23 protein-coding genes, 1 pseudogene and 1 riboswitch are annotated in these 26,774 nt (G+C 66.3%); of the genes and pseudogenes, 9 read left to right on the top strand and 15 right to left on the bottom strand.

All coding sequences use genetic code 11. The features are described from left to right. Positions 1–10 precede the first annotated feature (10 nt). The 3 genes from IED13_RS00620 to IED13_RS00610 are packed head-to-tail and all read left to right on the top strand — an operon-like array spanning position 11 to position 3,877. A complete protein-coding gene (locus IED13_RS00620) occupies positions 11–286 on the top strand; it encodes a sarcosine oxidase subunit delta (RefSeq protein WP_112764104.1) in 276 nt (91 codons plus the stop codon). After that, the gene (locus tag IED13_RS00615; RefSeq protein ID WP_191123023.1) at positions 283–3,267 is read left to right on the top strand and encodes a sarcosine oxidase subunit alpha family protein; all 2,985 of its coding nucleotides are present in this window, start codon (positions 283–285) and stop codon (positions 3,265–3,267) included. The genes IED13_RS00620 and IED13_RS00615 overlap by 4 nt, the downstream gene beginning before the upstream one ends. Beyond that, entirely contained in the window at positions 3,260–3,877 is a 618-nt protein-coding gene (locus IED13_RS00610; RefSeq protein ID WP_248312397.1) for a sarcosine oxidase subunit gamma, read from the top strand. The genes IED13_RS00615 and IED13_RS00610 overlap by 8 nt, the downstream gene beginning before the upstream one ends. 35 nt (positions 3,878–3,912) lie before the next feature. Here IED13_RS00610 and IED13_RS00605 read toward each other — a convergent pair whose 3' ends face one another. The 3 genes from IED13_RS00605 to IED13_RS00595 form a co-directional block, all read right to left on the bottom strand. After that, positions 3,913–4,182 (bottom strand): hypothetical protein, encoded by a 270-nt coding sequence (locus IED13_RS00605; protein WP_038361897.1) that lies wholly within the window; start codon positions 4,180–4,182, stop codon positions 3,913–3,915. 194 nt (positions 4,183–4,376) lie between these two features. Beyond that, positions 4,377–4,643 (bottom strand): 30S ribosomal protein S21, encoded by a 267-nt coding sequence (gene rpsU / locus IED13_RS00600; protein ID WP_038361899.1) that lies wholly within the window; start codon positions 4,641–4,643, stop codon positions 4,377–4,379. A gap of 139 nt (positions 4,644–4,782) precedes the next feature. Next, on the bottom strand, positions 4,783–4,992 hold the full coding sequence (locus IED13_RS00595) for a cold-shock protein (protein WP_038361902.1): 210 nt from the start codon (positions 4,990–4,992) through the stop codon (positions 4,783–4,785). Positions 4,993–5,530: 538 nt separating this feature from the next. Then, a riboswitch (cobalamin riboswitch) is annotated at positions 5,531–5,731 on the top strand. A gap of 112 nt (positions 5,732–5,843) precedes the next feature. On the opposite strand from IED13_RS00595, the gene IED13_RS00590 reads away from it, so the two are divergent. Both IED13_RS00590 and IED13_RS00585 read left to right on the top strand, forming a co-directional pair. Beyond that, entirely contained in the window at positions 5,844–8,759 is a 2,916-nt protein-coding gene (locus IED13_RS00590) for a ribonucleoside-diphosphate reductase subunit alpha (RefSeq protein WP_191123021.1), read from the top strand. 154 nt (positions 8,760–8,913) lie between these two features. Beyond that, the gene (locus tag IED13_RS00585) at positions 8,914–10,032 is read left to right on the top strand and encodes a ribonucleotide-diphosphate reductase subunit beta (protein ID WP_191123020.1); all 1,119 of its coding nucleotides are present in this window, start codon (positions 8,914–8,916) and stop codon (positions 10,030–10,032) included. 183 nt (positions 10,033–10,215) lie between these two features. Here IED13_RS00585 and IED13_RS00580 read toward each other — a convergent pair whose 3' ends face one another. The 7 genes from IED13_RS00580 to IED13_RS00550 all read right to left on the bottom strand — a co-directional run bounded on the left by IED13_RS00580 (position 10,216) and on the right by IED13_RS00550 (position 16,747). Beyond that, positions 10,216–11,235, bottom strand: a complete 1,020-nt coding sequence (locus tag IED13_RS00580; protein ID WP_191123019.1) for a Gfo/Idh/MocA family protein — start codon at positions 11,233–11,235, stop codon at positions 10,216–10,218. After that, positions 11,235–12,137: a sugar phosphate isomerase/epimerase family protein gene (locus IED13_RS00575; RefSeq protein WP_191123018.1), complete on the bottom strand. Its 903-nt coding sequence runs from the start codon at positions 12,135–12,137 to the stop codon at positions 11,235–11,237. Before IED13_RS00575 ends, IED13_RS00580 begins: the two co-directional genes overlap by 1 nt. After that, positions 12,134–12,970 carry a carbohydrate ABC transporter permease gene (locus IED13_RS00570; protein ID WP_038361913.1) on the bottom strand — a complete coding sequence of 279 codons (837 nt, stop codon included), beginning with the start codon at positions 12,968–12,970 and terminating at the stop codon, positions 12,134–12,136. The genes IED13_RS00575 and IED13_RS00570 overlap by 4 nt, the downstream gene beginning before the upstream one ends. Continuing rightward, positions 12,967–13,866 carry a carbohydrate ABC transporter permease gene (locus IED13_RS00565; RefSeq protein ID WP_038361916.1) on the bottom strand — a complete coding sequence of 300 codons (900 nt, stop codon included), beginning with the start codon at positions 13,864–13,866 and terminating at the stop codon, positions 12,967–12,969. The genes IED13_RS00570 and IED13_RS00565 overlap by 4 nt, the downstream gene beginning before the upstream one ends. A 67-nt stretch (positions 13,867–13,933) precedes the next feature. Then, positions 13,934–15,154 carry an ABC transporter substrate-binding protein gene (locus IED13_RS00560; protein ID WP_191123017.1) on the bottom strand — a complete coding sequence of 407 codons (1,221 nt, stop codon included), beginning with the start codon at positions 15,152–15,154 and terminating at the stop codon, positions 13,934–13,936. 22 nt (positions 15,155–15,176) lie between these two features. Continuing rightward, positions 15,177–16,106: an alpha/beta hydrolase gene (locus tag IED13_RS00555; protein WP_191123016.1), complete on the bottom strand. Its 930-nt coding sequence runs from the start codon at positions 16,104–16,106 to the stop codon at positions 15,177–15,179. After that, on the bottom strand, positions 16,103–16,747 hold the full coding sequence (locus tag IED13_RS00550) for a GntR family transcriptional regulator (protein ID WP_038362567.1): 645 nt from the start codon (positions 16,745–16,747) through the stop codon (positions 16,103–16,105). Before IED13_RS00550 ends, IED13_RS00555 begins: the two co-directional genes overlap by 4 nt. Positions 16,748–16,837: 90 nt before the next feature. Between IED13_RS00550 and IED13_RS00545 the strand changes: the two genes are divergently transcribed. Next, the gene (locus IED13_RS00545; RefSeq protein WP_191123015.1) at positions 16,838–17,962 is read left to right on the top strand and encodes a mandelate racemase/muconate lactonizing enzyme family protein; all 1,125 of its coding nucleotides are present in this window, start codon (positions 16,838–16,840) and stop codon (positions 17,960–17,962) included. Between the two features lie 23 nt (positions 17,963–17,985). Here the strand turns inward: IED13_RS00545 and IED13_RS00540 are convergent, their stop codons facing one another. The 5 genes from IED13_RS00540 to IED13_RS00520 all read right to left on the bottom strand — a co-directional run bounded on the left by IED13_RS00540 (position 17,986) and on the right by IED13_RS00520 (position 23,220). Continuing rightward, the gene (locus tag IED13_RS00540) at positions 17,986–19,014 is read right to left on the bottom strand and encodes an ABC transporter substrate-binding protein (RefSeq protein WP_191123014.1); all 1,029 of its coding nucleotides are present in this window, start codon (positions 19,012–19,014) and stop codon (positions 17,986–17,988) included. 156 nt (positions 19,015–19,170) lie between these two features. Further along, positions 19,171–20,520, bottom strand: a complete 1,350-nt coding sequence (locus tag IED13_RS00535; RefSeq protein ID WP_191123013.1) for an LLM class flavin-dependent oxidoreductase — start codon at positions 20,518–20,520, stop codon at positions 19,171–19,173. Between the two features lie 29 nt (positions 20,521–20,549). Next, on the bottom strand, positions 20,550–21,296 hold the full coding sequence (locus IED13_RS00530; RefSeq protein WP_191123012.1) for an ABC transporter ATP-binding protein: 747 nt from the start codon (positions 21,294–21,296) through the stop codon (positions 20,550–20,552). Next, on the bottom strand, positions 21,293–22,150 hold the full coding sequence (locus IED13_RS00525) for an ABC transporter permease (RefSeq protein ID WP_112764217.1): 858 nt from the start codon (positions 22,148–22,150) through the stop codon (positions 21,293–21,295). Before IED13_RS00525 ends, IED13_RS00530 begins: the two co-directional genes overlap by 4 nt. A gap of 26 nt (positions 22,151–22,176) precedes the next feature. Further along, a complete protein-coding gene (locus tag IED13_RS00520; protein ID WP_191123011.1) occupies positions 22,177–23,220 on the bottom strand; it encodes an ABC transporter substrate-binding protein in 1,044 nt (347 codons plus the stop codon). 234 nt (positions 23,221–23,454) lie between these two features. Here IED13_RS00520 and IED13_RS29300 point away from each other — a divergent pair. The 3 genes and pseudogenes from IED13_RS29300 to IED13_RS00510 form a co-directional block, all read left to right on the top strand. Further along, positions 23,455–23,550: pseudogene (locus IED13_RS29300) on the top strand (hypothetical protein); the annotation flags it as partial. 199 nt (positions 23,551–23,749) lie between these two features. Next, the gene (locus IED13_RS28500; protein WP_210323445.1) at positions 23,750–24,226 is read left to right on the top strand and encodes a MurR/RpiR family transcriptional regulator; all 477 of its coding nucleotides are present in this window, start codon (positions 23,750–23,752) and stop codon (positions 24,224–24,226) included. Between the two features lie 173 nt (positions 24,227–24,399). Further along, on the top strand, positions 24,400–26,769 hold the full coding sequence (locus IED13_RS00510; RefSeq protein ID WP_191123010.1) for an Orn/Lys/Arg family decarboxylase: 2,370 nt from the start codon (positions 24,400–24,402) through the stop codon (positions 26,767–26,769). Positions 26,770–26,774: the final 5 nt, after the last annotated feature.

Genomic DNA, 26,774 nt, shown 5'->3' with positions numbered 1-26,774 from the left:
AGGATCCCCGATGCGCATCACCTGCCCCCATTGCGGCGCGCGCGACGCCCAGGAATTCAGCTATCTCGGCGCGGCCGATCCGCAGCGACCCGACGGGATGGCAGCGACGGAAGCGGCGATGACCGAGTACGTCTATCTGCGTGACAATCCGGCCGGCAGCCACCGCGAGCTCTGGTATCACGGGGCCGGCTGCCATGCCTGGCTGGTCGTGACCCGCGACACCCGCACCCACGCGATCGCCTCGGTCGAGGCCGCCAGGGCGCGCAAGGCGGGAGCCGCGGCATGAGCGGGCAGCCCTTCCGTCTCGCCTCCGGCGGCCTTGTCGATCGCAGCCGGCCGCTGAGCTTCAGCTTCGACGGCAGGTCCTATCGCGGATTTGCCGGCGATACGCTGGCTTCCGCGCTGCTGGCGAATGGCGTGCGGCTCGTCGGCCGCTCCTTCAAATATCACCGCCCGCGCGGCATCCTCTCGGCCGGCCCGGAGGAACCGAATGCGCTGGTCGAGTTGCGCTCCGGGGCCCGCCGCGAGCCGAACACGCGCGCCACGGTGGTCGAGCTGTTCGACGGGCTCGACGCGGCCAGTCAGAACCGCTGGCCCTCGCTCGCCTTCGATCTGCTCTCGATCAACGGATTGCTCTCGCCGGCGCTGGTCGCGGGCTTCTACTACAAGACCTTCATGTGGCCGGCGGCCTTCTGGGAAAAGCTCTACGAGCCCCTGATCCGCCGTGCGGCGGGCCTCGGCCGCGCGGCCGGCTTAGAAGATCCCGACCATTACGAGAAGGCCTTCGCCTTCTGCGACGTGCTGGTGATCGGCGGCGGCCCGGCCGGCCTTTCCGCCGCGCTCGCAGCGGGGCGCAGCGGCGCCCGCGTCATCCTCTGCGACGAGGATTTTCGCCTCGGCGGGCGCCTGCTGGCCGAGAGGCGCGAGATCGATGGCAAGCCGGCGGCCGAATGGCTGGCGGCGACGCTGATCGAGCTCGAGAGCCTGCCCGAAGTGCGGATCATGCCGCGCACCACCGTCTTCGGCCTCTACGACCACGGCATCTATGGCGCGGTCGAGCGCGTCGGCGATCACCTGCCCGAGCCGGCGCCGCATCAGCCGCGACAGCGCGGCTGGCGCATCCATGCCAAGCGCGCGATCCTCGCCGCAGGCGCACTGGAACGGCCGATCGTCTTCCCCGGCAATGATACGCCGGGCGTCATGCTGGCGGGAGCGGCGCGCACCTACGTCAACCGCTACGGTGCATTGCCGGGCCGCGAGGCGGTGCTGTTCACGGCCGGGGACGATGGCTGGGCCACGGCACGCGATATCGCCGCAGCCGGTGGCCGCATCGCTGCCATCGTCGATGCCCGCGGCGAGTCAGAACCCGCCCGCAAGGCGCTCGCCGACAAGCTCGGTGCAAGGCTGTTCGCAGGCGGTGCGATCGAAGGCACGCGCGGCGGCCGGCACCTCAGCAGCGTCACCATCCGCGATTCCTCCGGAGCGACGACGGCTGTCGATTGCGACCTGCTCGCCGTCTCGAACGGCTGGAACCCGACGCTGCATCTGACCTCGCACCAGAACGGCAAGCCGGCCTGGGACGACGGCCTGCAATGCTTCGTGCCGGGAACCTTGCCGGCGGGCCTCGCGGTCGCGGGGAGCGCGGCCGGGCATTTCGCCCTGGCTCAGGCGCTGGAGGACGGCGCGCGGCTCGGCCGCGAGGCTGCCGCCGATGCGGGGCTGACGCCTGCGCCGCCGGCACCCGTGCCTGCGACCGATCCCGAGACGACCGGGCTGCAGCCGCTCTGGCGGGTGAAGGGAACGAAGGGCAAGGCTTTCGTCGATTACCAGAACGACGTCACCGACAGGGATGTCGAGCTCGCGGCGCGCGAGGGCTTCCGGCCGGTCGAGCATCTCAAGCGCTACACCACGCTCGGCATGGCGACCGACCAGGGCAAGACCTCGAACCTCTCCGGTCTCGCCATCATGGCCGAGCAGACGGGCAGGACGATCCCGCAGACGGGCACCACGACCTTCCGGCCGCCCTACACGCCGGTGGCGATCGGCGCGCTCGCGGGCCATCATCGCGGCAAGGAATTCAGGCCGGTGCGGCTGGCGCCGACCCATGACTGGTCGCGGGAGCAGGGCGCCGTCTTCGTCGAGGCCGGCCCATGGCTGCGGGCGCAGTATTATCCGCGCCCCGGCGAAAACGACTGGCAGGCGACGGTCGACCGCGAGGTCAAGGCCGTGCGCGCGAGCGTCGGCCTCTGCGACGTCTCGACGCTCGGCAAGATCGACATCCAGGGGGCGGACGCCGCCGAATTCCTGGAGCGCGTCTACATCAATGGCTGGAAGGCCTTGCCGGCCGGCAAGGCGCGCTACGGCCTGATGCTGCGCGAGGACGGCTTCGTCATGGATGACGGCACCACCTCGCGTCTGGGCGAGCATCATTTCCTGATGACGACCACGACGGCGAATGCCGGCAAGGTGATGCAGCATCTGGAGTTCTGCCATCAGGTGCTGTGGCCGGAACTCGATGTCCGGATGGTCTCGGTCTCCGAGCAATGGGCACAAGCTTCCATCGCGGGACCTAAGGCGCGCGAAACCCTGCGCGGCGTCGTCGATCACGAGCACGACATCTCGAACGAGGCCTTCCCTTATCTCGCGGCGCGCGCCGTGACGGTCGGCGGAGGCATTCCGGCGCGGCTGTTCCGGATCTCCTTCTCGGGCGAATTGGCCTATGAGCTGGCGGTTCCGGCCGCCTATGGCGATGCGATGATGCGCGCCCTGATGCAGGCCGGCCAGCCCTTCGGCATCACGCCCTATGGCACCGAGGCGCTCGGGGTGATGCGCATCGAGAAGGGCCATGTCGCCGGCAACGAGCTCAACGGCCAGACCACGGCGCGCGATCTGGGCCTCGGCAAGATGATGTCTTCGAAGAAGGACTATATCGGCCGCCTGATGGCGGGCAGGCCGGCCCTGATCGAGCGGGACCGGCCGTCCTTCGTCGGCTTCAAGCCGGTCGATCCCTCCCAGCGCCTGCGGGCCGGCGCCCACTTCATCGGCATCGGCAAGGCGGCGGTGATGGAGAACGACGAGGGCTACATGACCTCGGTTGCCCATTCGCCGCATCTGAACCACTGGATCGGCCTCGGCCTGATCCGGAACGGCGCCGGTCGCATCGGCGAGCGCGTGCGTGCTTACGATCCCGTCCGAAATGGCGACATCGTCGTCGAGATCTGCTCGCCCGTCTTCGTCGATCCGGAAGGAAACTGCCTCCATGGCTGAGATCGCGACCTCATGGCGCCCGCGCAGCGCCTGGGCGGGCATCGCGCAACCCGGCTCCTTCGGCGCGAAGGGCGAGACCGGCGTCGTTGCGACTCTGCTGGATGGTTTCGGCCTGGCGACCCTGATCGCCCGGCCGGGTGCGGCGATGGCCCTGTCGCGGGCCGTCGAAGGCCGGCTCGGCATCGCGTTGCCGGAGATGCCGAGGATCGTATCGGGCGGGGCCCATGACGCGATCTGGGCGGGGCCGGACCAATGGCTGCTGCGCGCGGCTTCGCGCGACGGCTTCCAGCCATTGCTCGATGAATTCGCGACCCATGCCGCCATCAGCGATCAGAGCGATGCGCGCGCCGCCTTCCGGCTTCAGGGCCCCAGGACCCGCGATCTGCTGGCAAAGGGCGTGATGCTCGACCTGCATCCTTCGGCCTTCGGCGTCGGCGAGACCGCCGTGACGAGCGTGGCCTATCTCGGCGTGCAGCTATGGCGCCTCGCCGACGGGCCGGACGGACCCGTCTTCGAGATCATGGTCGCACGCAGCATGGCAGGAAGCTTCTGGTCCTGGTTCACCGCAGCGGCGGCCGAGTTCGGCTGCCGGGTTGCTGACCAAGACTGACGGCAACGCCTCGCGCGCCATCCTCCGGTTGGAGATCAGGAAGAAGCGGTTCTCCGCCGAACAACGGTCTTGGCGGGCTTGGCTCGCGTCTTGGCTGGCGGCACCGCCGCGGCGGCCTCGGCGTCGGCGGCCTCCTTGGCGAGCCGCAAGGCCCGCAGTTTTGCGGTGCGCTCGCGGACGGCGATCTGTTCCACCCGCAACGCTTCCAGGGCCGTTTCGGCCTCGGCGCGGCGTTGCGCTGCGAGCGTCGCTCTGCTCTGGGCCCGCAATTGCGCCTCTTCCGGCGGAATTCTGTTGCTCGACATCGGCAAACTCCTTCTCGAACGCAGGACGCCAGGGCGTCAGCGGCGTTTTCCGGCAGCACGCTCCTGCATGGATCGAACGGCTTCGGGCAGAACCTTGCGTGGGGCTCGGCTTCGATCCTCGCCGGTTCGGCCTGGCGAGCAGGCCCGGCCATCGGCAAAATCCTGCGGATTGAAGCCCAAGCCCAAATCCTCGCCTATCGTGCCTGCGCGGGGGCCTGCCCGGGCCGTGCCGGCCGTTCCACGCGCTTCGGCATCGGCAGCAATCCTTCGCGCTGAGCCTGCTTGCGCGCTGCCTTGCGGGCGCGGCGGATGGCTTCGGCCTTCTCGCGGGTTCGCCGCTCGGACGGCTTCTCGTAGGCGCGACGCGCCTTCATCTCGCGAAACACGCCTTCACGCTGCATCTTCTTCTTGAGGACGCGAAGCGCCTGGTCGACGTTGTTGTCGCGAACGAGAACCTGCATTCGAATTTCCCTTCTGATGCAAACAAAAAGGGCCGGGTTGATCCCGACCCCTCCGTGGCTATCCGCCGCTCAATCGAACGGGCGCCGGTACATCCGCGGTCGCCGCTGATCTCGATTGACGCGCCGGATGGCGTCTAGCTCACTCGGCCTGCAGGTTGTCCGCAGACACCTTGCCGGAGCGCTTGTCCTGCACCAGCTCATAGGAGACCTTCTGGCCTTCCTTCAGCGTGCGCAGACCGGCACGCTCCACGGCGCTGATATGGACGAAGGCGTCCTGGCCGCCGTCTTCCGGCTGGATGAAACCAAAACCCTTGTCGGTGTTGAACCACTTAACTGTGCCACTGGCCATGCTGACCTCCTGTAAAGGCTATTGTTCATGCGCCGCGGGTGCAGCGCATTTTTCGATTTGAGCAGGAAGTTCGTCAGCAGTGCGCGATGAAAGCGCGGGGCCAATTCGTTCGGCCTAGATCGATGTTTCTATCATGGTACTTATAAGACACATTGTCAAATGGAAGGTTTTATCTCGCAATATTTTCGGAAAATCAGCCGGGCGCCAAATCGACCGACAGCAACCGTGTGACCCGGCCTGAGACGCGCTATCGCGATACGCTGGGGCGGCTCGGCAGCCATCGCAGACAGCTCGTGGCGGTCGCGAATTGCGCGAAGCTCGGGAACGGGGCGTGCGTCGATCATGGCGGGCGGCGAAGGGGCGCTAGCGCTTGAGGCGCGAAGCATCGCTCGACGCGGTTTCGCCGAAGCGAAGGCAGAGCCGACGTCATTGCCGAACAGCACGAACAGGGTAGGCCGGAGGCCGCGCGGTGATCCCCGATCTTCACAGGCGCCGGACGGCGGCGTCACGACCTGTTGACAGGCGATGCCCTTTAGCTACTAGATCTGGTGGTCGATGGTCTCTCGAATCGCAAGATCGAGAGCTAAGAGGGAAGCCGGTGAGAGACCGGCGCTGCCCCCGCAACTGTAAGCGGCGAGTTCACGTCCACGATAAGTCACTGAGGCTGCAAGGCCTTGGGAAGACGGGACGAGAGCGCTGACCCGTGAGCCAGGAGACCTGCCGCGACCTCGTATACGTCCTCGGGCGGGGTGTCCCGGTGGTGCGCTTGGCAGGTCGCGGCCTTATGGTGCCGCGCGCCTTCTCGACGCAACCGCTCTGGCCTTTGCCCCCAACATTTGGGGTTGATGCCGATGTCTCTTTCCATTGAAGCCGAGCGGCCTGCCGCCGCTCCGTCAGCCGCAGAGCCGACACTGTCGAAGCTCGCTGCGAGCGAGCCCGGCTACCAGATCATTCGCCGCAACGGCGCGGTGACGCCGTTCGATCCCTCGAAGATCACCGTGGCGTTGACCAAGGCGTTCCTCGCCGTCGAAGGATCGAACGCCGCCGCTTCGCGCCGCATCCACGAAGCCGTCGCGGAGATGACAGAGCAGGTCGTCGCGGGGCTGACCCGCCGGGCTGCGACCGGCCGCACTTTCCATATCGAGGATGTGCAGGACCAGGTCGAGCTCGCCCTGATGCGCGGCGAACACCACAAGGTCGCCCGTGCCTATGTGCTCTATCGCGAGGAGCGGGCGCGCGAGCGGGCGAGGGCGGTTGCCGAGACGAAGCCTGTCGCCTCCGCAGCTCCCTTGCTGCACATGAAGCTCGCCGACGGGACGCTTATCCCGCTCGACGCCGGCCGCCTCGACAAGGTGGTTCGCGAGGCTTGTGCCGATCTCGACGGCGTCTCGGCCGAGCCGGTCCTCACCGAGGCGCGCCGCAATCTCTATGACGGCATCTCGCTCGACGAATTGGCACTGGCGCCGATCCTTGCCGCCCGCACGCTGATCGAGAGCGAGCCGAACTACGCCAAGGTCTCCGCGCGCCTGCTGCTGGACAAGCTCCGTCGCGAGGCACTGAGCTTCGTCCATGGCCGCGCAGAGCAGGCGACGCAGGAAGAGATGTCAGTGCTTTATGCCGACTACTTCCATGCCTATCTCAAGACCGGCATCGCGAACGAGCTGATCGACCCCGAGCTCGGCCGCTTCGACATCGCCCGCATCGCCGCTGCACTCAAGCCCGAGCGCGATCTGCAATTCGACTATCTCGGCTTCCAGACGCTTTACGACCGCTATTTCCTGCATGTCCGGGGCAACCGCTTCGAGCTGCCGCAGGCCTTCTTCATGCGTGTCGCCATGGGTCTCGCCATCCGCGAGATCGATCGCGAGGGCAGGGCGATCGAATTCTACGATCTGCTCTCATCCTTCGATTTCATGGCCTCGACCCCCACGCTGTTCAATTCCGGGACGCTGCGCCCGCAGCTCTCCTCCTGCTTCCTGACCACCGTCGCTGACGATCTCGACGGTATCTTCAAGGCGGTGAAGGACAATGCGCTGCTCGCCAAGTACTCGGGCGGCCTCGGCAATGACTGGACGCCGGTGCGCGGTCTCGGCGCCCATATCAAGGGCACCAATGGCGAGAGCCAGGGCGTGGTGCCGTTCCTGAAGGTCGCGAACGATACGGCCATCGCCGTCAATCAGGGCGGCAAGCGCAAGGGCGCGGTCTGCGCCTATCTCGAGACCTGGCATGTCGATATCGAGGAGTTCCTCGATCTCCGGAAGAACACCGGCGACGACCGCCGCCGCACCCATGACATGAACACGGCGAACTGGATTCCCGACCTGTTCATGCAGCGCGTCGAGGCCGGCGGCGACTGGACGCTGTTCTCGCCGGACGAGGTTCCGGACCTGCACGATCTCTATGGCAAGCCATTCAAGACGGCCTACGAGGCTTATGAGGCGAAGGCAGCCGCTGGCCAGATCAAGGTCTTCAAACGGGTGAAGGCGCTCGACCTCTGGCGGCGCATGCTGACCATGCTGTTCGAAACCGGCCATCCCTGGATTACCTTCAAGGATGCCTGCAATCTGCGCTCGCCGCAGCAGCATGCCGGCGTGGTGCATTCCTCGAACCTCTGCACCGAGATCACGCTCAACACCTCGGCCGACGAGGTCGCGGTCTGCAATCTCGGCTCGGTGAACCTCGCGGCGCATGTGACGCCCGATGGGCTCGATCAGGCTCGCCTGGCCCGCACCGTGACCACCGCGATGCGCATGCTCGACAACGTCGTCGACATCAATTTCTACACGATCCCCGAGGCACGCCGCTCGAACCTGCGCCATCGCCCGGTGGGCTTGGGGCTGATGGGTTTCCAGGACGCGCTCCAGACACTGCGTCTGCCGGCGGCCTCGGAAGGCGCCGTCGCCTTCGCCGATACGTCGATGGAAGTGATCAGCTTCCATGCGATCCAGGCCTCGGTCGATCTCGCCGCCGAGCGCGGGCGCTATCCGAGCTTCGAGGGTTCGCTCTGGTCGAAGGGCATCCTGCCGATCGACTCGCTCGACATCCTCTCGGACGCCCGCGACGGCGATGTCGAACTCGACCGCTCCTCGACGCTGGACTGGGAGGGCCTGCGCGAGCGGGTCGTCACGACCGGCATGCGCAACTCCAACACCATGGCGATCGCGCCGACCGCGACGATCTCCAACATCGTCGGCGTCTCGCAGTCGATCGAGCCGAGCTACAGCCAGCTCTACGTTAAGGCGAACATGTCGGGCGACTTCACCGTGGTGAATGCCGGGCTCGTTCATGACCTGAAGGCGAGGGGGCTCTGGGACGAGGTGATGGTCTCGGATCTCAAATACTACGACGGCAAGGTCAGTGGGATCGATCGCGTCCCGGCCGATCTCAAGGCGCTCTATGCCACCTCCTTCGAGATTCCGACGGAATGGCTGATCAGGGCGGCGGCGCGCCGGCAGAAATGGATCGATCAGGGCCAGTCGCTGAACCTCTACATGGCGCAGCCCTCGGGCCGGAAGCTCGACGAGGCCTATCGCCTGGCCTGGCGGCTGGGCCTCAAGACGACCTACTACCTGCGGGCGTTGTCGGCGACCCATGTCGAGAAATCGACGCTGAAGGGCACGGACGGCAAGCTCAATGCGGTCTCGGCCACCGTGCCGGTCGCAGCCAAGGCCGCCGCGCCGATCATCGTCGATATCCCGCTGGAGAACGGCATGGCCGTCCCCAACGCCTGCTCGATCGACGATCCGACCTGCGAAGCCTGCCAGTAACCCGCCGTCATTCCACCTCTCGCGTCATTCTCGGGCGAAGCGAAGCGCAGACCCGAGAATCTCCGGCAGGATAAGGCACTAAGGCCTCCTTCGGCATGAGATGCTCGGGTCAAGCCCGAGCATGACGCCCCTTCATTTCAGAACGGAACACCTCATGCTCGACTGGTCCGACACCAAGCCCTCGACCCCGGCCATCCTGACAAACCCTCCTCCCGCCGCCGACGCCACCGGCCTCGGCACGATCGATCGCAATGGCAGCCGCGTCACGGTCGACGAGAAGCGCATGATCAATGCGCGCGCCGACGTGAACCAGCTCCTGCCGCTCAAGTACAAATGGGCCTGGGAGAAATACCTTTCCGGCTGCAACAACCACTGGATGCCGACCGAGGTCTCGATGCAAGCCGACATCGCCCTGTGGAAGTCGAAGGACGGGCTCAGCGAGGACGAGCGGCGCATGCTCAAGCGCAATCTCGGCTTCTTCGCGGCGTCCGAATCTCTCGTCGCCAACAACATCGTGCTGGCGATCTACCGACACCTGACCAACCCGGAATGCCGGCAGTACCTGCTGCGCCAGGCCTTCGAGGAGGCGATCCACACCCACACCTTCCAGTACATCGTTGAGAGCCTCGGGCTCGACGAGGGCGAGTTGTTCAACATGTATCGCGAGGTGCCCTCGATCACCGACAAGGCGGCCTGGGCGCTGAAGCATACGCAGAACATCGAGGACCCGGACTTCAAAACGGGAACGCCGGAAAACGACCAGGCGCTGCTGCGCGACCTGATCACCTTCTACGTGATCTTCGAGGGCATGTGGTTCTACACCGGCTTCGCGCAGATCCTGTCGCTCGGCCGGCGCAACAAGATGGTCGGCATCGCCGAGCAGTACCAGTACATCCTGCGCGACGAGTCGATCCATCTGAACTTCGGCATCGACGTGATCAACCAGATCAAGATCGAGAACCCGCATCTCTGGACCAAGGCCTTCCAGGACGAGGTCAGCGGCATGATCCGCGATGCGGCCGAGCTTGAAGCCGCCTATGGCCGCGACACCATGCCGAGGGGCTTCCTCGGCCTGAACGCGGCGCTCTGCGAGCAGTACATGCACTTCATCGCCAACCGCCGCTGCGCTCAGCTCGGCCTGCCGCCGGTCTTCGGCGAGACCGAGAACCCGTTCCCCTGGATGAGCGAGGCGATGGACCTGAAGAAGGAGAAGAACTTCTTCGAGACCCGCGTCATCGAATACCAGAATGGCGGCGCGCTGAGCTGGGAGTGAGCCGGTGACAGGGATACCGCTCACCACGCGCCGGTCATCGACCCCTGGCAGGCAGAAACGAATGACCTATCACGGCTCTTTCCGGACACCGTGAATCGCATCTCAGGCCAAATGATTCGGCCCTGAGCCTAGCGATGGAGAGCTGTCGGCCCCGGACATTGCCCCTTCATGTCCGGGCATCGATCACCGATGCGCATCGGTTTCGGCGGAAGCGATGGCCTGTTCGAGGAGGGCGAGCGCCCGTGCGCCCGCCGCCGCATCGGGAAAGTCCAGTGTCTCGCCGCGCGCCGCCCGCACGAAATCGCCGAGGATCGCGTGATAGCCCTTGTGGTCCTCGTTGGCAGCGACGGTGAAATTGGGCTCCCAGACCAGCGTATCTTCGCCGTCGACAAGGCTGGCGTCGGGGCGCGACACCTTGAAGGGGGGGCTGCGGAAATAGCGAACCTCATGCAGGTTGCGGACCTCGACGCGGCGATGGTCGCCCATCACCTGCCACCATTCCATCGGCGTGCCGCGCGACTGATGCGTCCCCATGACGAGCGTGCCGATGCCGCCGTTGCGGAAGCGGAAATCGACATGGAGCAGCAGCTTGCCGGGTTCCAGCTCGTGCCGGCGTGCGCCGACTGTCGCGACCTCGCCCATCAGATGGGGGATCAGGTCGAAATAATGCACGCAGTGATGCAGATAGAAGCCGGTATAGTCGACATCCCCCGCGAAGTAGGTCGGCGCCGTCATGTACTGGCCGAGGAAGCTCGCGGTTTCCCCGAATTCCGGGGTGTGGATGACATTGGCCGCGATGCGATTGGCGGTGGAATACCGCTTCATGAAACCGACGACGACCGGAACGCCCCGGGCCTTGGCGGCATCCGCCAGTTCCTGCGCTTGCCGCGAGGTTGCGGCCGGCGGCTTCTCGATGAAGAGCGGCAATCCCCGCGCGATCGCGGCGAGACCGACCTCATGATGCTGCCGCGGCCCCATGGCGAGGCCAACCGCGTCGATGTCGGAGCGGGCGAGCAGGGCGTGCCAGTCGCTCAGTTGGTTCTCGGGCGCGACACCGTAGCGCCGGCCGGTGGAGGCGAGGTTGTCGGGCGAGATGTCGCAGATCGCCTGCAGGACGACGTCGTGCCGCGTGACCTGCGGCAGCAGCATCTCGTTGGCATGGGTGCCGCAACCGATCCAGCCGAGGCGCAAGGGGGATGTCATCACGCAATTCCCTTCGTCGTCGCGAGCCGGTCGGCGAAGGCGAGCGTCGCCTTGAGATAGTCGATGCTGGCCTTGAGCTCCGCATCCTCGTTCCGGGTGGGCGCGCGCCATTGCGCCAGCGTCACGCCTGCCGCCTCGTCGTCGCGCCGGAACGGCTCCAGCACGATCGGGCCCTGATAGCCGGAGGCCGCGAGGGCGCGGGCGACGGCAGGCCAGTCGATATGGCCCGAGCCGACGAAGCCGCGATTGTTCTCGTTCGCCTGGAAATGCACGAGCCGCGATCCCGCCAGCCGGATCGAGGCGGCGAGATCGTATTCCTCCATGTTCATGTGGAAGGTGTCGAGCATCACGCCGACGGCAGGCGAGGCGACGGCCTCGACATAATCCAGCGCATGGCGGCAGGTGTTGCACATGTCGGTCTCGAACCGGTTCAGGGGCTCGACGCCGAGGACGACGCCCTTGTCGGCGGCGCGTTTCGCGGCCTGCGTCAGCCCGCGTACGACGGCATTGACCCGCCGGCGGCGCTCGGCCGGCTCGACCGGCTGCGGCGCCCGGCCGGCGAAGACGAGCGGCGCGCCATAGAGCGGCCCGCCGACGATACCCGCCCCCAACGCGGCAGCGATGTCGACGCATTGCTCGAGATAGGCGATGCCGGCTGCATGCGCGGCCGGGTCGGCGCTGGCGAGATCGCGGGTCAGGTTCACCCGCGCCGCCAGCACGATCGAGAGGCCGGCATCGGTGGCGGCGGCCTTCGTCTCGGCAAGGTCGAGCTCGCCCGGCTCCGGCACCAGCAGTTCGACCACATCGGCCCCGGCCTGCTTCATGCGCCGGAAGGTCGGGAAATGCTCGCGCCCGAAGGGGCGCGCATAGAACATCGAGATCACCCCGATCGCATTGGTCATGATTTGACTGCTCCTGCCGTCAGGCCGCCGACGAGGCGCTTCTGCACAAAAAGGAAAAGGATGGTGACGGGCAAAGCGATGATCGTGCCGCCCGCGGTGAGGACGCCCCACTGCACCGTGAATTCGCCGATGAACAATTGCAGCGCGACGGTCACCGGCCTGACCGTCTCGCCCGACAGCATCATCGCGAACAGATATTCGTTCCACGAGGTGATGAAGACGTAGATCGCGGTGGTGACGATGCCGGGCATCACCAGCGGCAGCACCACCAGCCGGATCGTCTGCAGGCGCGAGGCCCCGTCGATCGTCGCGGCTTCGTCGAGATCTTTCGGAATCGCGTTGAAATAGCTGACCAGCATCCAGATCGAGAACGGGATCGAGAAGGTCGAATGGCCGATGATGACGCCGATGAAGGTGTCGATCAGCCCGAGCGTCCGCATCAGCACGAAGAGCGGGATAATCAGCAGCACGATCGGGAACATGTTGATGACGAGGAAGCCGGTCATCAGCATGCGCCGGCCGCGGAACCGGAAGCGCGAGAACGAATAGGCGGCCGGCACGCTGGCCGCCAACCCCAGCACGACGGCACCGCAGGCGATGACGAGGCTGTTCAGCAGGTTGACCGGGAAGCTCGTGCGCTGGATCAGTGTTTGATAGTGCTCGAAGGTCGTGCTGCTCGGCAGGTAGCGCACCGGGAACTGCGAGAGGTCCGCATTCGGCTTGATCGAGGTCAGCAGCATCCAGACGAACGGTGCCAGCGCGAAGGCGAGCACCAGCAGGACGGGGATTTCGACCTGGATCAGATTGCGGGCGAAGGAACGGCGCCGGATCATCGCTCCATCTCCCCGGCCTGGCGGCGGACATAGAGCCAGACGATGCCGAGCAGGATCGCCGTCAGCATCAGCGAGAGCGAGGCGGCATAGCCGAATTCCATGCCGGTATAGGCGCGCAGGAAGGCGTAGAGCGGTAGCGTATGCGTGGCATAGCCCGGCCCGCCGCCAGTCATCACCAGGATGACGTCGAGCGAATTGGCGACCCAGATAATGCGCAGCAGTACGGCCGTGGTCACGATGCCGGCGATCGAGGGCAGGGTGACGTGGACGAACTGGCGCCAGGGGCTGGCGCCGTCGATCTCGGCCGCCTCGTAGAGTTCTCCCGGCACGGTCTGCAAACCCGCGAGGATGGTGACGGTGAAGAACGGAAAGCCCTGCCAGACCAGCGCCAGCATGATGCAGGCCAGCGCCGTGGAGGGCTGGGCGAGCCAGGGATGCGGGGCCGAGATCAGGCCGAGGCGCAGCAGGATGTCGTTGAAGACGCCGAGATTGAAATCATAGATCCAGGTCCACATCAGGCCGATGATCACGCTCGGCAACGCCCAGGGGATGATGACGAGCGCGCGCGCCATGCCGCGCCACCAGAAGCTCTGGTTGAGCAGCAGAGCCGCGCCGAGCCCGAGCAGAAGCTGGAGCGACACGATGCCCGCGACCCAGATCGCCGAGTTCAGTAGCGCGATCCAGAAGACCTCGTCCGAGAGTGCGGTCGCGAAATTCCGCAAACCGACGAAGCGGAAATTGTCGGGGTCGTAGAGAATGTAGTCGTGCAGGCTGTACCAGGCCGTCTGCAGGACCGGAAACAGGATGACCAGCGCCGTCACCAACAGTGCCGGCAGCAGGAAACCATAGGGTGTCGCCGCGCGAAGCATCGCGCTGCTCGCCGTCGTCTTGTTCATGGCCTCGTCCCTGTAGATCGATGGCTGGCGCCGGGTTTGGCCCGGCGCCGCGCGATGCGATCCGGCCTCAGCCGTGGAAGGTCTGCTCGACCGCCTTCATGAGATCGTCGGGACTCATCCCGCCGGTCAGCGCCCTCTGCAGGTTGGTGGGCAGGACGCGGCCGACGAAATCCGGCGTCTTCACATGGTCGGGGAGGGGCTTTGCGATCGGCAGGGAGGCGTCGCTCGCCTCGACGAAGCGCTTGGGATGCACGGTCCAGCTCTTCGCATCCGAGATGGTGATCGGCAGCTGGCCGCTGAGCTTGGCCTGCTCGGCATTGTTCTCGGCGCTCGACAGGAAGCTGATCCAGCGGAAGGCCGCCTCCTTGTTCTTGCTGCCTGCGAAGATGGCGTTGGACTCGTCGCCGAAATAGGTCCAGCCGCGGCCATCCGGCCCGCGCGGCACCGGCACGGCAGAGACCTTGTCGCCGAGCGCCCCGACGATCTCCGCGACCGAGCCGATATGGTGGATCGCCATCCCGGTCCGACCGGCCTTGAAGGCATCGACGATTTGGCGGAAGGCGTCGGTCGGCGCCGAGGGCGGCGCGACCTTGTGCTTCACGGCGAGGTCGACGAACCAGCGATTGGCCGCGAGCGCCTTCTCCGTGACCATCCCGCCCTTGTCGAAGCTGGCGCCGCCGCCCAGCACGAACGGCCCCCAATTGTCGTGGCAGCCGGCGCCGCCGCGCATCCCGTAGCCGTAGATGCCGTCCTTGGTCAGCGCCTTGGCGGCTGTGAGGAAGTCGTCGAAGCTCTTGGGCGGCTGAAGCCCGGCCTGCTGAAGCAGGTCCTGCCGGTAGTAGAGATAGATCACCACGTAGTGCAGCGGCATGTAGTACTGCTTGCCGTCGGGCGAGCGGTTGATTGTCCAGACGTCATCGGAAATGTCGCTGCGGCCTTTCCAGCTGGCCAGGAAGCCGTCGAGCGGCTCCAGCGCCTTCATCTGCGAGAAGCGCGAGAGATAGGACAGGCGCACCATGGCGCAGTCGGGCTGGTTGCCGGCGACCAGGGCCGAGAAGATGCGGTTGATATAGTCGGTGCCGCCGCCCCAGGGGATCGGTTCGGCCTGGATCTTGATGTCCGGGTTTTCCGCCTCGAACTTCGCGACGAGGCTGGCCGGCGTGTTCTGCGGATTGTCGTAATGATACCACCAGCGCACCGTCGCCTTGCCTTGGGCAATGGCCGGTCTGGCGGCCTCGAAGGAGAGCGCGGCCGCTCCCGCGAGTTTCATGAAAGTCCTGCGTTCCATGACGTTCACTCCCTGAATTTTTTTATAGTCGTTCGGTGATGTAGGCGGCTCCGGCGTCGATCATGGCCTGCGCCGGAGCGAGCTTGCGGCTCATGCGCAGGCAGCCATGGATGACGCCGGGTACATGGTCGTGGCGGAAGGCGACGCCCGCTGCCGCAAGGCGATCCGCCAGACGGATGGTGTCGTCGACCAGCGGGTCGAGCCCGCCGACTGTCAGGTAAAGCGGCGGCAATCCGCGGAGGTCGGCATGCAGCGGCGCGGCGAGCGCCGGAGGGGCGTCGAAGGCCGCGCCGAGGTAGTTGCGCCAGTACCAGCGCATATTCGCCGTGGTCAGGATGTATCCCTCGCCGAAGCGCGCATGGCTGCCGGTTTCGAAGTCGGGGGCGTAGCAGCCATAGAACAGGGCGGCTGTGGCGGGGAGGGCAAGCCCGGCATCGCGGCGATGGATCATGGCCGCAAGCGCAAGCGTCGCACCGGCCGAGTCTCCGGCAAGCGCCCAGCGCCGCGCATCGACATCGGAGCCGAGTTCGCCGCTGAGCCCGAAGGCGATGGCGCCGAGCGTATCCTCCAGCGGGATCGGGTAGGGATGCTCCGGCGCGAGGCGATAGTCGAAGCCGAAGACGGCGCAGCCGGACGCCGCCGCGAGGGTCCGCATCGTGCCGTCATGGGTGTCGACCGAGCCGAAGGTCCAGCCGCCGCCATGAACGTAGACGATGACCGGCAGGGCGGTTCCGGGCTTGGGGTGATAGAGCCGCCCCCGCAGCGAAGTGCCGTCGATCCGCACCGCGATATCGCGCGCCGGTAGGTCGGGCGCGCCTTCGTTCCAGGCGATGGAGCCGGCATCGGCGGAGGCGCGGGCCTCTGCGATCGGCAGGGTCTTGAAATCGACGCCCTGCGCCGCCGCGAAACCGGCGAGGATGCGAGCCATCTGCGGATCGACGAAGGCGCTCACGCGGCCACCTCGTCGCCGCCTTGAATGACGATCGTATCGATATGGGAGCCGAGCGCTGCGGCGAGCCCGCTTCCATCGCCTGCAGCGAGGCGCTCGTAGAGAATGTCGTGGCGTCGCGCCGTCTCGATCAGCGGGCGGCGATGCTCCGGCGCCCAGAGCTTGTAGCGGTTCGAGTGCATGATGCAGCGTGCCAGGATCTGCCCGAGGGCATCGAGGCCGGAGAGCCGGAACAAAGCGAGGTGGAAATCCTTGTCCGCCTCGATGACGCGGTACTCGTCGCCCTCCGCGGCGGCTTCCATCATCGCTGCCAGGATGCCGCGCAGGTCGTCGAGCGCCCGTCCATCGGCATGCAGCGCCGCCTTCAGCGCGCCGCGCGTCTCGATGCGGCGGCGCAGCGCCAGCATCTCGTCGGCTTCCTCTTCCGTCAGCCGGGTCACGATCGTCCGTCGCCCCGAGCGGACGACGAGCCCATCCTCCTGCAGGCGCAGCAGCGCCTCGCGGATCGGACCCTGACTGCAGCCGATCTCATGGGCGAGGCCGAGCTCGGTCAGGACCGTCTCCGGCGTCAATTCGTTCAGGATGATCCGCCGTTTGACGATGCCATAGACCAGATCGGACGGGCGGCTGAGCTTCGGAATCAAGGCGAGCGCCTCGCTGGACAAGGTCTGTCGATATGAATATCGATATCATTATCGATAATGATGTCAACGCGTGTTGCCGCAGGGAAGCCGATGCGTCACAGGATTCGGAAGATCGACGTCCACCTCGTCTCCGCCCCGGTCCTCGGCGGCTTCGCGGACGCGACGCGCAAGGTCGAGACGATCGGCTTCGTGATCGTCCGTATCACGACGGATCAGGGGCTGGAGGGGATCGGCGTCACCTATCACGAGGTCGGCGGCGAGGCGACCTGCGAGCTGATCAACCGCAACATGACGCCCAGGCTGATCGGCCGCGACCCGCTCGAAACCGAGGCGATCTGGCAGGAATTCTTCCACTATCTGCGCGGCGTCGGCCGCAAGGGGCTGATGTATTGCGCCCTCAGCGCCGTCGACATCGCGCTCTGGGATCTCAAGGGCAAGATCGTCGATCTGCCCGTCTACAAGCTGCTCGGCGGGGACCGGACCAAGGTGCCGGTCTATGCCAGCGGCGGCTGGACCTCCTATTCCGACGACCAGCTCGTTGACGAGATCAAGGGCATGGTCGCGCGCGGCTTCACGACCGTGAAGTTCAAGGTCGGCTTCGACGGCGGCCGCAATCCCAGGCGCGATGCCGAGCGCGTCCGCAAGGTCCGCGAAGCGGTCGGCCCCGACATCAACCTCATGGTCGACGCGAATAATTCCTTCGATGCGGCAACGGCGGTGCAGCTCGCCAACCGCATTCGCGAATACGATATCTTCCTGTTCGAGGAGCCGGTCTTCGCCGACGACATTCCCGGGCTCGCCCGCTTCAAGCGCGGCACCGACATCCCGCTGGCGACGGGCGAGCACGAATACACCAAGTTCGGCGTCAGGGACCTGCTCATGCACGACGCTGCGGACATCGTGCAGGTCGATGGAGCGCGGGCCGGCGGCTATACCGAGATGCTGAAATGCGCCGCCCTGACCCAGGCCTGGAACGTCAAATTCGCCCCCCATGCCATGGAAAATCTCCATCTGCATCTCGTCGCGGCCGTGCCGAACGCGCTCTTCCTCGAGCGCCTTCTGATGTTCGAGGACATCACCGCACAGGTCTTCGACGGCGCGCCGCTGCCGATCGACGGCCATATGCATGTGCCGGACCTGCCGGGCCTGGGCCTCAAGCTCAACATGGATTTCATCCGGGAGCGGGACGAAACCTCCCCGGCGAGCCATGCTTGAGCAGGATCAGGGTCTCGGATCGTTCAGCGGGTTGGTGAGGATCGCACCCCACGCTCGTAGAGAGCCTGGTTGAACAAGCCGTCCAGGGCCGGTGCCTGAGAGAAATCGCCGAGCTCGACCTGATAGGCGAGCAGCGCCTCGGTCGCCTTGCGGATCTGGGCGGGGTCGTTGACGAAGCTCACGGCCGGCGAGACGAGCGCCTTGGCGATCGTCGATTCCGCGACCAGGTCGCCGCCAAGCACGGCCAGCACGAACGGGGCGACCTTGGCCGGCTCCTTGCGAATCCGTTCGGTCGCTTGATGGAAAAGCCCGACGAAGCGTTCCGCCACCTCCGGGCGATTTTTGACGAGGGCGCCCGAGGCGGCAACGACGACGCCGGGAATGTTCGGGAACATGTCCGGGGAGTTGACGATGCGCTTGATGCGCGGATCGCGTTCGGAAACCAGCGTCGCCGAGGGTTCGAGCAGCGTGCCGCCGTCGATGGCGCCGGTCAGCATCGCCTGCTGAACGACCTCGATGCCCATATTGACGATCTCGACATCGGACCGCTCGACCTTGCCGATTGTCCAGAGCCAATGGTGAAGCGCGACCGTCGGCACGCCGCCCGGCGGAAGCGTGCCGAGCTTGGCCTTGCGGCCCGTTGCGGCGCGGAACGCCGCGAAGGCCTTCGCGGGATCGTCGGCGTTCTCGGCAAAAGCCTTGGCGAGGGCAGGGCCGGCCACGAAGGCCGTACCGCCGACCGCCGCGGCTGCGATCACGGATGCGTCGAGGCCGCGGGAGCGGGCGACCGCAACCGGCGCGACGCCGATGACCAGGATATCGATCGTGCCGGACGCAAAGGCTTGGATCGCATTCGGGCCGGAATCGAACTTGGTGAGCTTGAGCTCGAGGCCGGCATCGCGCGCCGATCCGTCGCCGGCGAGGACGAACAGGGCGCTCGCCCCGATGACCGGCACGTAGCCGATGCGCAGCGCCATGCTCTGGGCGAGGCCCGGCCGGATCCCGGCGACGGAGCCGGCCGCCAGCGCAAGCAGGGTTCTACGATCGATCATCTCGGGCTCCGCCTCCGCGCGACCTCACATAAGAGCGCGCATCGGCGTTATGTCACCGGATGGGAGGTGATTGCTTCCAAATCGCGGGGCTGCGGGAGAACGAAAACAGCGCGTGAGCGTGCGATACGGAAACGGGCTTCCCGCCGGAGGCTCCGCTCAGGCGGAGCGCTTCACCGGCTCGGCCGGGTCGAACTGGCTCTGAACCGGGTCGAGGCCCAGCCGGTCGCGCAGCGTCCCGTCGCCATATTCGCTTCGGAACAGCCCGCGCCTGCGCAGCAGCGGCACGACCTCGCTCGCAAAGATGTCGAATTGCGTCGGCAGGATCGGCGGCATGACGTTGAAGCCGTCGGCCGCACCGGACACGAACCAGTCCTCGATGATATCCGCGATCTGCTCCGGCGTCCCGGTCGCGGTGAAGTGGCCGCGCGCGCCGGCGAGGCTGTGCAGCAGGCCGCGCAATGTCGGCCGCTCGCGCGCGACGAGTGCGGTGATCGACTGCGCCCGGCTGCGCGAAGCCTGGACCTGCGACGGATCGGGAAAATCCTCCACCGACAGAACGTCGTCGAGCTTGAGATGCGAGAAGTCATGGCCGCCGAAGCGGCTCGACAGCCTGGCGAGCCCGACGCTCGGATGGGAGAGCTCATTCAGCTCTTCCCAGACCCGTTTCGCCTCTGCCTCGGTCGAGCCGATCGCGGCACTGAGGCCGGGCAGGATGACGATCTGGTCCGGGCCCCGCCCCAATGCCCGCGCCTGGGTCTTGATGTCGGCATAGAATTCGATCGCGCTGTCCTTGGTGAGATGCGCGGTGAAGATCGCCTCGGCATAGCGCGCGGCGAAGGCGCGGCCGTCCTTCGACGCGCCGGCCTGAACGAAGACCGGGCGGCCTTGCGGCGAGCGCGGGATGTTGAGCGCCCCTGCCACGCTGAAATGGCTGCCGCGATGCGCGGCGCGCCGGACGCGATCGGGGCGGGCATAGGTGCCGCTGTCGCGGTCGTCGACGATGGCGTCCCTCGCCCAGCTGTCCCAGAGCTTGGAGACGGCCTCGACGAAGTCGTGGGCGCGTGCATAGCGCTGGTCGATGCCGACCTGAGCCTCCTGGCCGAAATTGACGGCGGCGCCCGGCGCCCAGGAGGTCACGATGTTCCAGCCGATCCGGCCACCGCTGAGATGGTCCAGCGAGGCGAACTGGCGGGCGAGGTTGTAGGGCTCGTTATAAGTGGTCGATGCCGTGGCGATCAGCCCGATCTGGCTTGTCAACGCCGCAAGAGCCCCGAGCAGCGTGACCGGCTCCAGCTCCCCGCGCGCGGCATGGGCGAGCTCGTCGCCGAGCGCGAGCTGATCGGCGAAGAAGATCGAGTCGAGCTTCGCCGCCTCTGCCGCAAGAGCGAGATCCCGGTAGTAGGAGAGATCGCTCAACGCCTTCGTCGTCGAGGCGGGGTGGCGCCAGGCCGTTTCGTGGTGGCCGCGGCCGTTGATGAAGAGGTTGAGGTGAAGTTCGCGTGCCATGGCGGATCGATCCTGTCGGATGTGGGTCACTAGACGGCATCGGAGACGCCGAGCGCCGCGAGCAGATCGCCGCGCAAGGCTTCGAAATGAGGGGCTTTGAGGCGCGGATGCGCCAGGGCAACCGGGCGGTCGACGACGATGCGGCCGGCCTCCATGACCAGGACGCGGTCGGCGAGCTTGATCGCCTCGTCGACATCATGCGTGACCAGCAGGACCGTCGGCCGGTGCTGGCGGATCAGGCGGAAGAGCAATTCATGCATCCTGATCCGCGTCAGGGCATCGAGTGCGCCGAAGGGCTCGTCGGCCAGCAGCAGGCGCGGCTGACGCACCAGAGAACGCGCCAGTGCCACCCGCTGCTGTTCGCCGCCGGAGAGCGCATTCGGCCAGGCGTCCTCGCGCCCGCCGAGCCCGACATCGGCAAGCGCGGCGCGGCCGCGCTCGTCCGCATCCGACCTGCGCAGGCCGAAGACGACGTTCTGCAGCGCGTTCTTCCAGGGCAGCAGCCGGGAGTCCTGAAACAGGACCGAGCGATCCTGCGGCACGCTGATCCGGCCTTCGCCGTCGACGCCGTCGTCGAGACCCGCCAGGGCGCGCAGCAATGTGCTCTTGCCCGAGCCGCTCTTGCCGATCAGCGCGACGAACTCACCCGGTGCGAAGTCGAGCGAAACCTCGTTCAGCACGGTCCGGCCGGAGAAGCGGCGCGTGACGCCGCGCAGGCTGACGGCGGCAGGCGCAGGGCCCCGCGGCAGGTGGAGCGGATGGGCCGAGGCGTTCATGACGCCAGCGCCTTGCGATAGGACAGCGCCCGGCGCTCCCAGAACCTGACCGCGAAATCCGAGCCGAGGCCGAGGATGGCATAGATCGCAAGGCCGACGACGATGACATCGGTCTGGCCGTAGTCGCGGGCGCGGTTCATCAGATAGCCGATGCCCTCGGTGGTGTTGATCTGCTCGAGCACGACGAGCGCCGTCCAGCAGGTGGTGACGGCGAGCCTCAGGCCGGTGAAGAAGCCGGGCAGGGCGCCGGGCAGCGCGACCTCGCGCAGGAAGGCGCCGCGGGACAACCCGACGCTGCGGGCAAGCTCGACATGGCGGATATCGATGCCCGTGAGCGCAGCATGGGTGTTGATGTAGATTGGCACGAGCACGCTGGAGGCGATCAGCGCGACCTTCATCGCCTCGCCGATGCCGAGCCAGAGAATGGCGAGCGGGATCAGCGCCAGCGTCGGCACGGCCCGCTTGATCTGGACGAGCCCGTCGAGCGAGGCTTCGCCGATGCGGCTGAGACCGGCGGCGAGCGCCATCCCAAGACCGAGCGCGACGCCGATGCCGAGGCCGAGATAGGCCCGCTGGGCCGAGGCGAGGAAATGGTCGGCCAGCGTGCCGTTGCTCAGGAGCTCGATGCCGGTCAGGACGGCCGTCGACGGCGCCGCCAGGAATTTCGGCGAGAGCCAGCCGATCCTCGAGGCGAGTTCCCAGATCGCGACCAATGCAACCGGCCCGAACAGGATGCCGCCCCGCGGCAGGCGCGACGGCGCCAGTTGCGGCGGCCGCGCTGCTTGCGTTCCGACAGGATGCCTTTCGGTTTCCGCGCTGGGCTGGAAGCCGGTGGCATAGGTGATGAGACTCATGGCGTCCATCCGTCTCGGCCAGGGTGTCAGTTGGTCTTGGCGGCGATGATCTCGTCGAAGCGCAGGTCGAATTCCTCGCGCGCATCGAGTCGCTTCGGCAGGTCGCCGGCCTCGTGGATCACGTCGATCAGCGATTGCTGCTTCGCGATCAGGCTGGCCAGCAGCGGAAACTGGAACTCGCCTTCCGACTCGACGATCTTGCGGGCATCGGCCGGTTTCAGGTTCTGGCGCTTGACGTAGTAGGCCTCGACCCAGGCATCGACGTTCTGGTGCGACCAGCGGCTGGCATCGATCCAGCCGGCGACGAATTCGCGGATCGCTGCCGCCTTGGCCGGGTCGTCCAGCGCCTTCTGACTGGCGTAGAGATAGGTCAGGCTCCTGGGCAGCCGGTCGTTCTGCGCCTTCGGCAACGCGCTGGCGCCGCGATCGGCAAAGTCGGCGAGATAGCGCGAGAAATGCGGCTCGTTGAGCGCCGCGACATCGACCTGGCCGGTCCTGACCGCATCGGGGAAGTCGGCAGCCCGAAGCGGCACGAGCTTGACGTCCTTGCGCGTCAGACCGGCGAGCTTGAGCGCATTCAGCACGAAGGGCTGGCGTCCGGTGCCCTCGCCATAGGCGATGCTCTTGCCCTTCAGCTCCTCCAGGCTGTCGATCTTCAGGCCGGGACGCACGGCCAGGAAGTAATCGGTCTCGGAGGAGACGCGCGCGGCGATGATCGGGATCTTCTCGCCGGCGGCATGCGCCTGGATCGGCGGCGTGTTGCCGACGGTGGCGAGGTCGAGCGCGCCGGCCCGGAAGGCTTCGAGGATCGCCGGACCGCCGAGGAAATTGGCATAGGTTACGTTGCTCGAGAGCTTCGCCTGCACGCCCGAGGCGCGGATCAGCGTCTGCAGCGCCTCGTTCTGATCGGCCGCCACCAGCTTCGTCCCGGCGGGGATCTGCTGGGGAAGCGCCCCCTGAGCCGCTGCGTCGCGAGCGGCAGAGGGAATGAACGGCAGCAGCAGCGACACCTTCAGCACCGCGCGGCGGCTCGCTTCGAAGTGCTTGGAGTGCCCCGTCGTGCCGGCCATGGTCGTCACCTTCTGCAAATTCACGGTCGTCGGCGACCAGCGCCGGACTCCCCAAATCTTGCAAAAGGATCGTTTGTTAAGTCAAACGAATGTTCTTTTTAAGATACAACGCAAAGACGAAGAACCTTCCAACTCCGTGATGCCTTCCAGGAAGGAATGCCTCGTTCAGCCTGATGCTGGGTCTGCGGGCGGACGCCACCATGATGCGCGCGGCCCATCGCATGGGTTCGCCCTATGAATGGGCCTCGTAGCAATGACCTGACCGCCATGTCGGTCATGGAGGTGGCCGAACGGGCGGAGGCGAGCGAGGGCAGCGTGATCTCGCTCTGCCGCCAGCTCGGCGCGCGCGGCTTCCAGCAGGTCAAGATCGCATTGGCGCGCGATCTCGTGCAGCCGGTGCAGTTCATCCACGAGGATCTCGCCCGCGCGGACGACACCGGGACGGTGATCGAGAAGGTCTTCCGCAGCGATCTGCAGGCGCTGCACGACACCATGAAGGTGCTCGACAGGGGGGCGATGGAGCGCGCTGTTGCGGGCGATCCGCAAGGCGCGCCGCGTCGAGCTCTACGGCATCGGCAGCGCCGCCCCGATCGCGGAGGACGCCAATTACCGGCTCCTGCGCGTCGGCGTCGAATCCAAGGTCGTGGTCGATTCGCATGTGCAGGCGATCAGTGCCTCGCTGACCGGCCCCGATGTCGCGACGATCACGATCTCGCATTCGGGCTCGACGCACGAGACCGTCACCGCGACCAGGCTCGCGCGAGAAGCCGGGGCGATGACGATCTGCATCACCAATTTCGGCAAATCGCCGCTGCTCGCCTATGCCGACATCGTCCTCAACACCATGGCGCGCGAGACCCAGTTCCGCACCGAGGCGATGACGAGCCGCATCGCCCAGCTCGCCATCATCGACGCCCTGATCGCCTGCCTGTCGCTGGCCGATTATGACAAGGCCGTCGCGACGATCGGCAAGACCTTCGACGTGCTCTCGACCAAGCGGTTCTAGCCTTCCGGATCGGTCCTGCGGCAAACTGTTCTGTCGGCATCGAGACGCCCATCCTGGAAACTCGTTCTCCGGCCCGCGGGGCGCCCGCCCGCCGCGGCTTCGGCCGGAGCGGCAGTCGCCGAATTGTCGTAAAACTCACCCAATGCTGCGGGTTCATGCTCAGCGGAGCCGGTATGGACTATTTCAGGCGCTTCACCTTCCTGTTCGCAACGCCGAACTTCGATGCCGAGGATCTCGAAGGGATCCGCTTCCATCAGATCGTCGAGGAGATCGAGCGATCGGGCTTCGAGGTCGTCAAGGCGCGAAAGCTCGAAGATGCCGAGATCGCGGTCCAGACCGATGCCGCCATCGGCTGCATGGTGGTCGACTGGGGCAAGAAGGGGCTGGAGGGCAAGACGGCCGCGCTGATCAACCTGATGCGCCGGCGCGGCCTCGACTTCCCCATCATCCTGCTGATCCGCCGCAAGCGCTTCGAGGACGTGCCGGTCGAGGTGCTCGACTTCATCGACGGCTATATCTTCCTTTCGGAGGAGACCCCGCCCTTCATCGCCAAGAGCCTGATCAGCCGGCTGAAGCAATATGCCGACACGCTGAAGACGCCGTTTTTCGGCGCCCTCGTCGACTATGCCGAAGAGGGAAACCATCTCTGGACCTGTCCGGGCCATAATGGCGGCGTGTTCTACAGCCGCAGCCCGATCGGCCGGGTGTTCATGGAACATCTCGGCGAGGCGGTCTTCCGCGACGATCTCGACAATTCCGTGCTCGATCTCGGCGACCTCCTGACCCACGAAGGTCCGGCACTCAAGGCGCAGAAGGAGGCGGCCCAGATCTTCGGGGCGGAGAAGACCTACTTCGTCCTCAACGGCACCTCGACCTCGAACAAGGTCGCGCTCGCCGCGCTGGTCACCGATGGCGACCTCGTCCTGTTCGACCGCAACAACCACAAGGCTGCCCATCACGGCGCGCTGCTGATCGCCGGCGGCATTCCGGTCTACATCCCCACAGTGCGCAATGCCTGGGGGCTGATCGGCCCGATGCGCTGGGAGAGCTTCGACGAGGAGGCGCTGCGCGAGCGCATCTGCACCAATCCGCTGGTCAAGGACCCGGATGCCTGGAAGAAGCCGCGCCCGTTCCGCGTCGCCGTGGTCGAGCAATGCACCTATGACGGCACGATCCACAGCGCGCAGATGATCCTCGATAAGATCGGGCATCTCTGCGAGTACATCCTCTTCGACGAGGCTTGGGCCGGCTTCATGAAGTTCCACCCGCTCTATGCCGGTCGCTTCGCCATGGGGCTTACGGGGCTGGGGCCGGAGTCGCCCGGCATCATCGCGACGCAATCGACCCACAAGCAGCTCGCGAGCTTCAGCCAGGCCTCGCAGATCCATATCAAGGACAGGCACATCAAGGGCCAGAAGCGTCGGGTCGAGCATCGACGCTTCAATGAGAGCTTCATGCAATACGCCTCGACCTCGCCCTTCTATCCGCTGTTCGCCTCGCTCGATGTCGGTGCGCAGATGATGAAGGGCCGCTCCGGCGAGGTGCTTTGGGACGATACGATCCGGCTCGGCATCGAGCTGCGCAAGAAGATCCGGGCCGTGCGACGCGAATTCGAGGAGAAGGAGGTCCGGCCCGAGCGGCGCTGGTTCTTCGAGCCCTTCGTGCCGGACCGGGTCAGCATCGCCGATGCCGCGCGCGAGGGGGCTGTCCACGACGTCGCCTGGGAGATGGTCTCTACCGACCAGCTCGCCAGCAACCCTGCCTATTGGCAGCTCGCGGCGGATGCGAGCTGGCACGGCTTCACGCAGATGGAGCCGGGCTTCGCGATGACGGACCCCAACAAGCTGACCTTGCTGACCCCCGGCTTCGACCGCGAGACCGGCGCCTATGCCGAGCATGGCATCCCCGCGCCGATCGTCGCGCAGTTCCTGCGCGAGAATCGGATCGTCGCCGAGAAGAACGATCTGAACTCGCTGCTTTTCCTGCTCACGCCCGGCGTCGAGGCCAGCAAGGCCGGCACGCTGATCAGCGGGCTCGTCGCCTTCAAGAAGCTGCATGACGACAACGCCCTGCTGGAAGACGCGATTCCGGAATTCTACCGGCGCCGGCCCGGCCGCTATGGCGGCGTGCGGCTGCGCGATCTCTGCGGCGATATGCATCGCTTCTTCCGCGACCATGACGTCAGCGGGCTGCAGAGCCGACAGTTCTCGCCCGAGCACCTGCCGGAGATGGCGATGTCACCGCATGACGCGGCGCGCTGCCTGACGCGCAACGATGTCGACTATCTGCCCATCGACGCCATCGCCGGGCGGATCGCGACGACGCCCTTCGTCGTCTACCCGCCCGGCATCGCCACCATCGTGCCGGGCGAGCGGCTGACCGAGCGGGCCAAGCCGATGATCGATTATCTCAAGATGTTCGAAGCCTGCTTCAATGCCTTCCCCGGCTTCGAGGTCGAGATCCAGGGCATCTACCGCGAGGTCGATGCCGCCGGGCAGGTGCGGCTCCATACCTATGTCGTCAGCGAGCAGGCGCAGGGCTGAGGATC

The organism is Allobosea spartocytisi, assembly GCF_014764685.1.
In the GTDB taxonomy this organism is placed as follows: Bacteria; Pseudomonadota; Alphaproteobacteria; order Rhizobiales; family Beijerinckiaceae; genus Allobosea; species Allobosea spartocytisi.
This window is presented reverse-complemented; position numbering and strand designations above follow the sequence as displayed.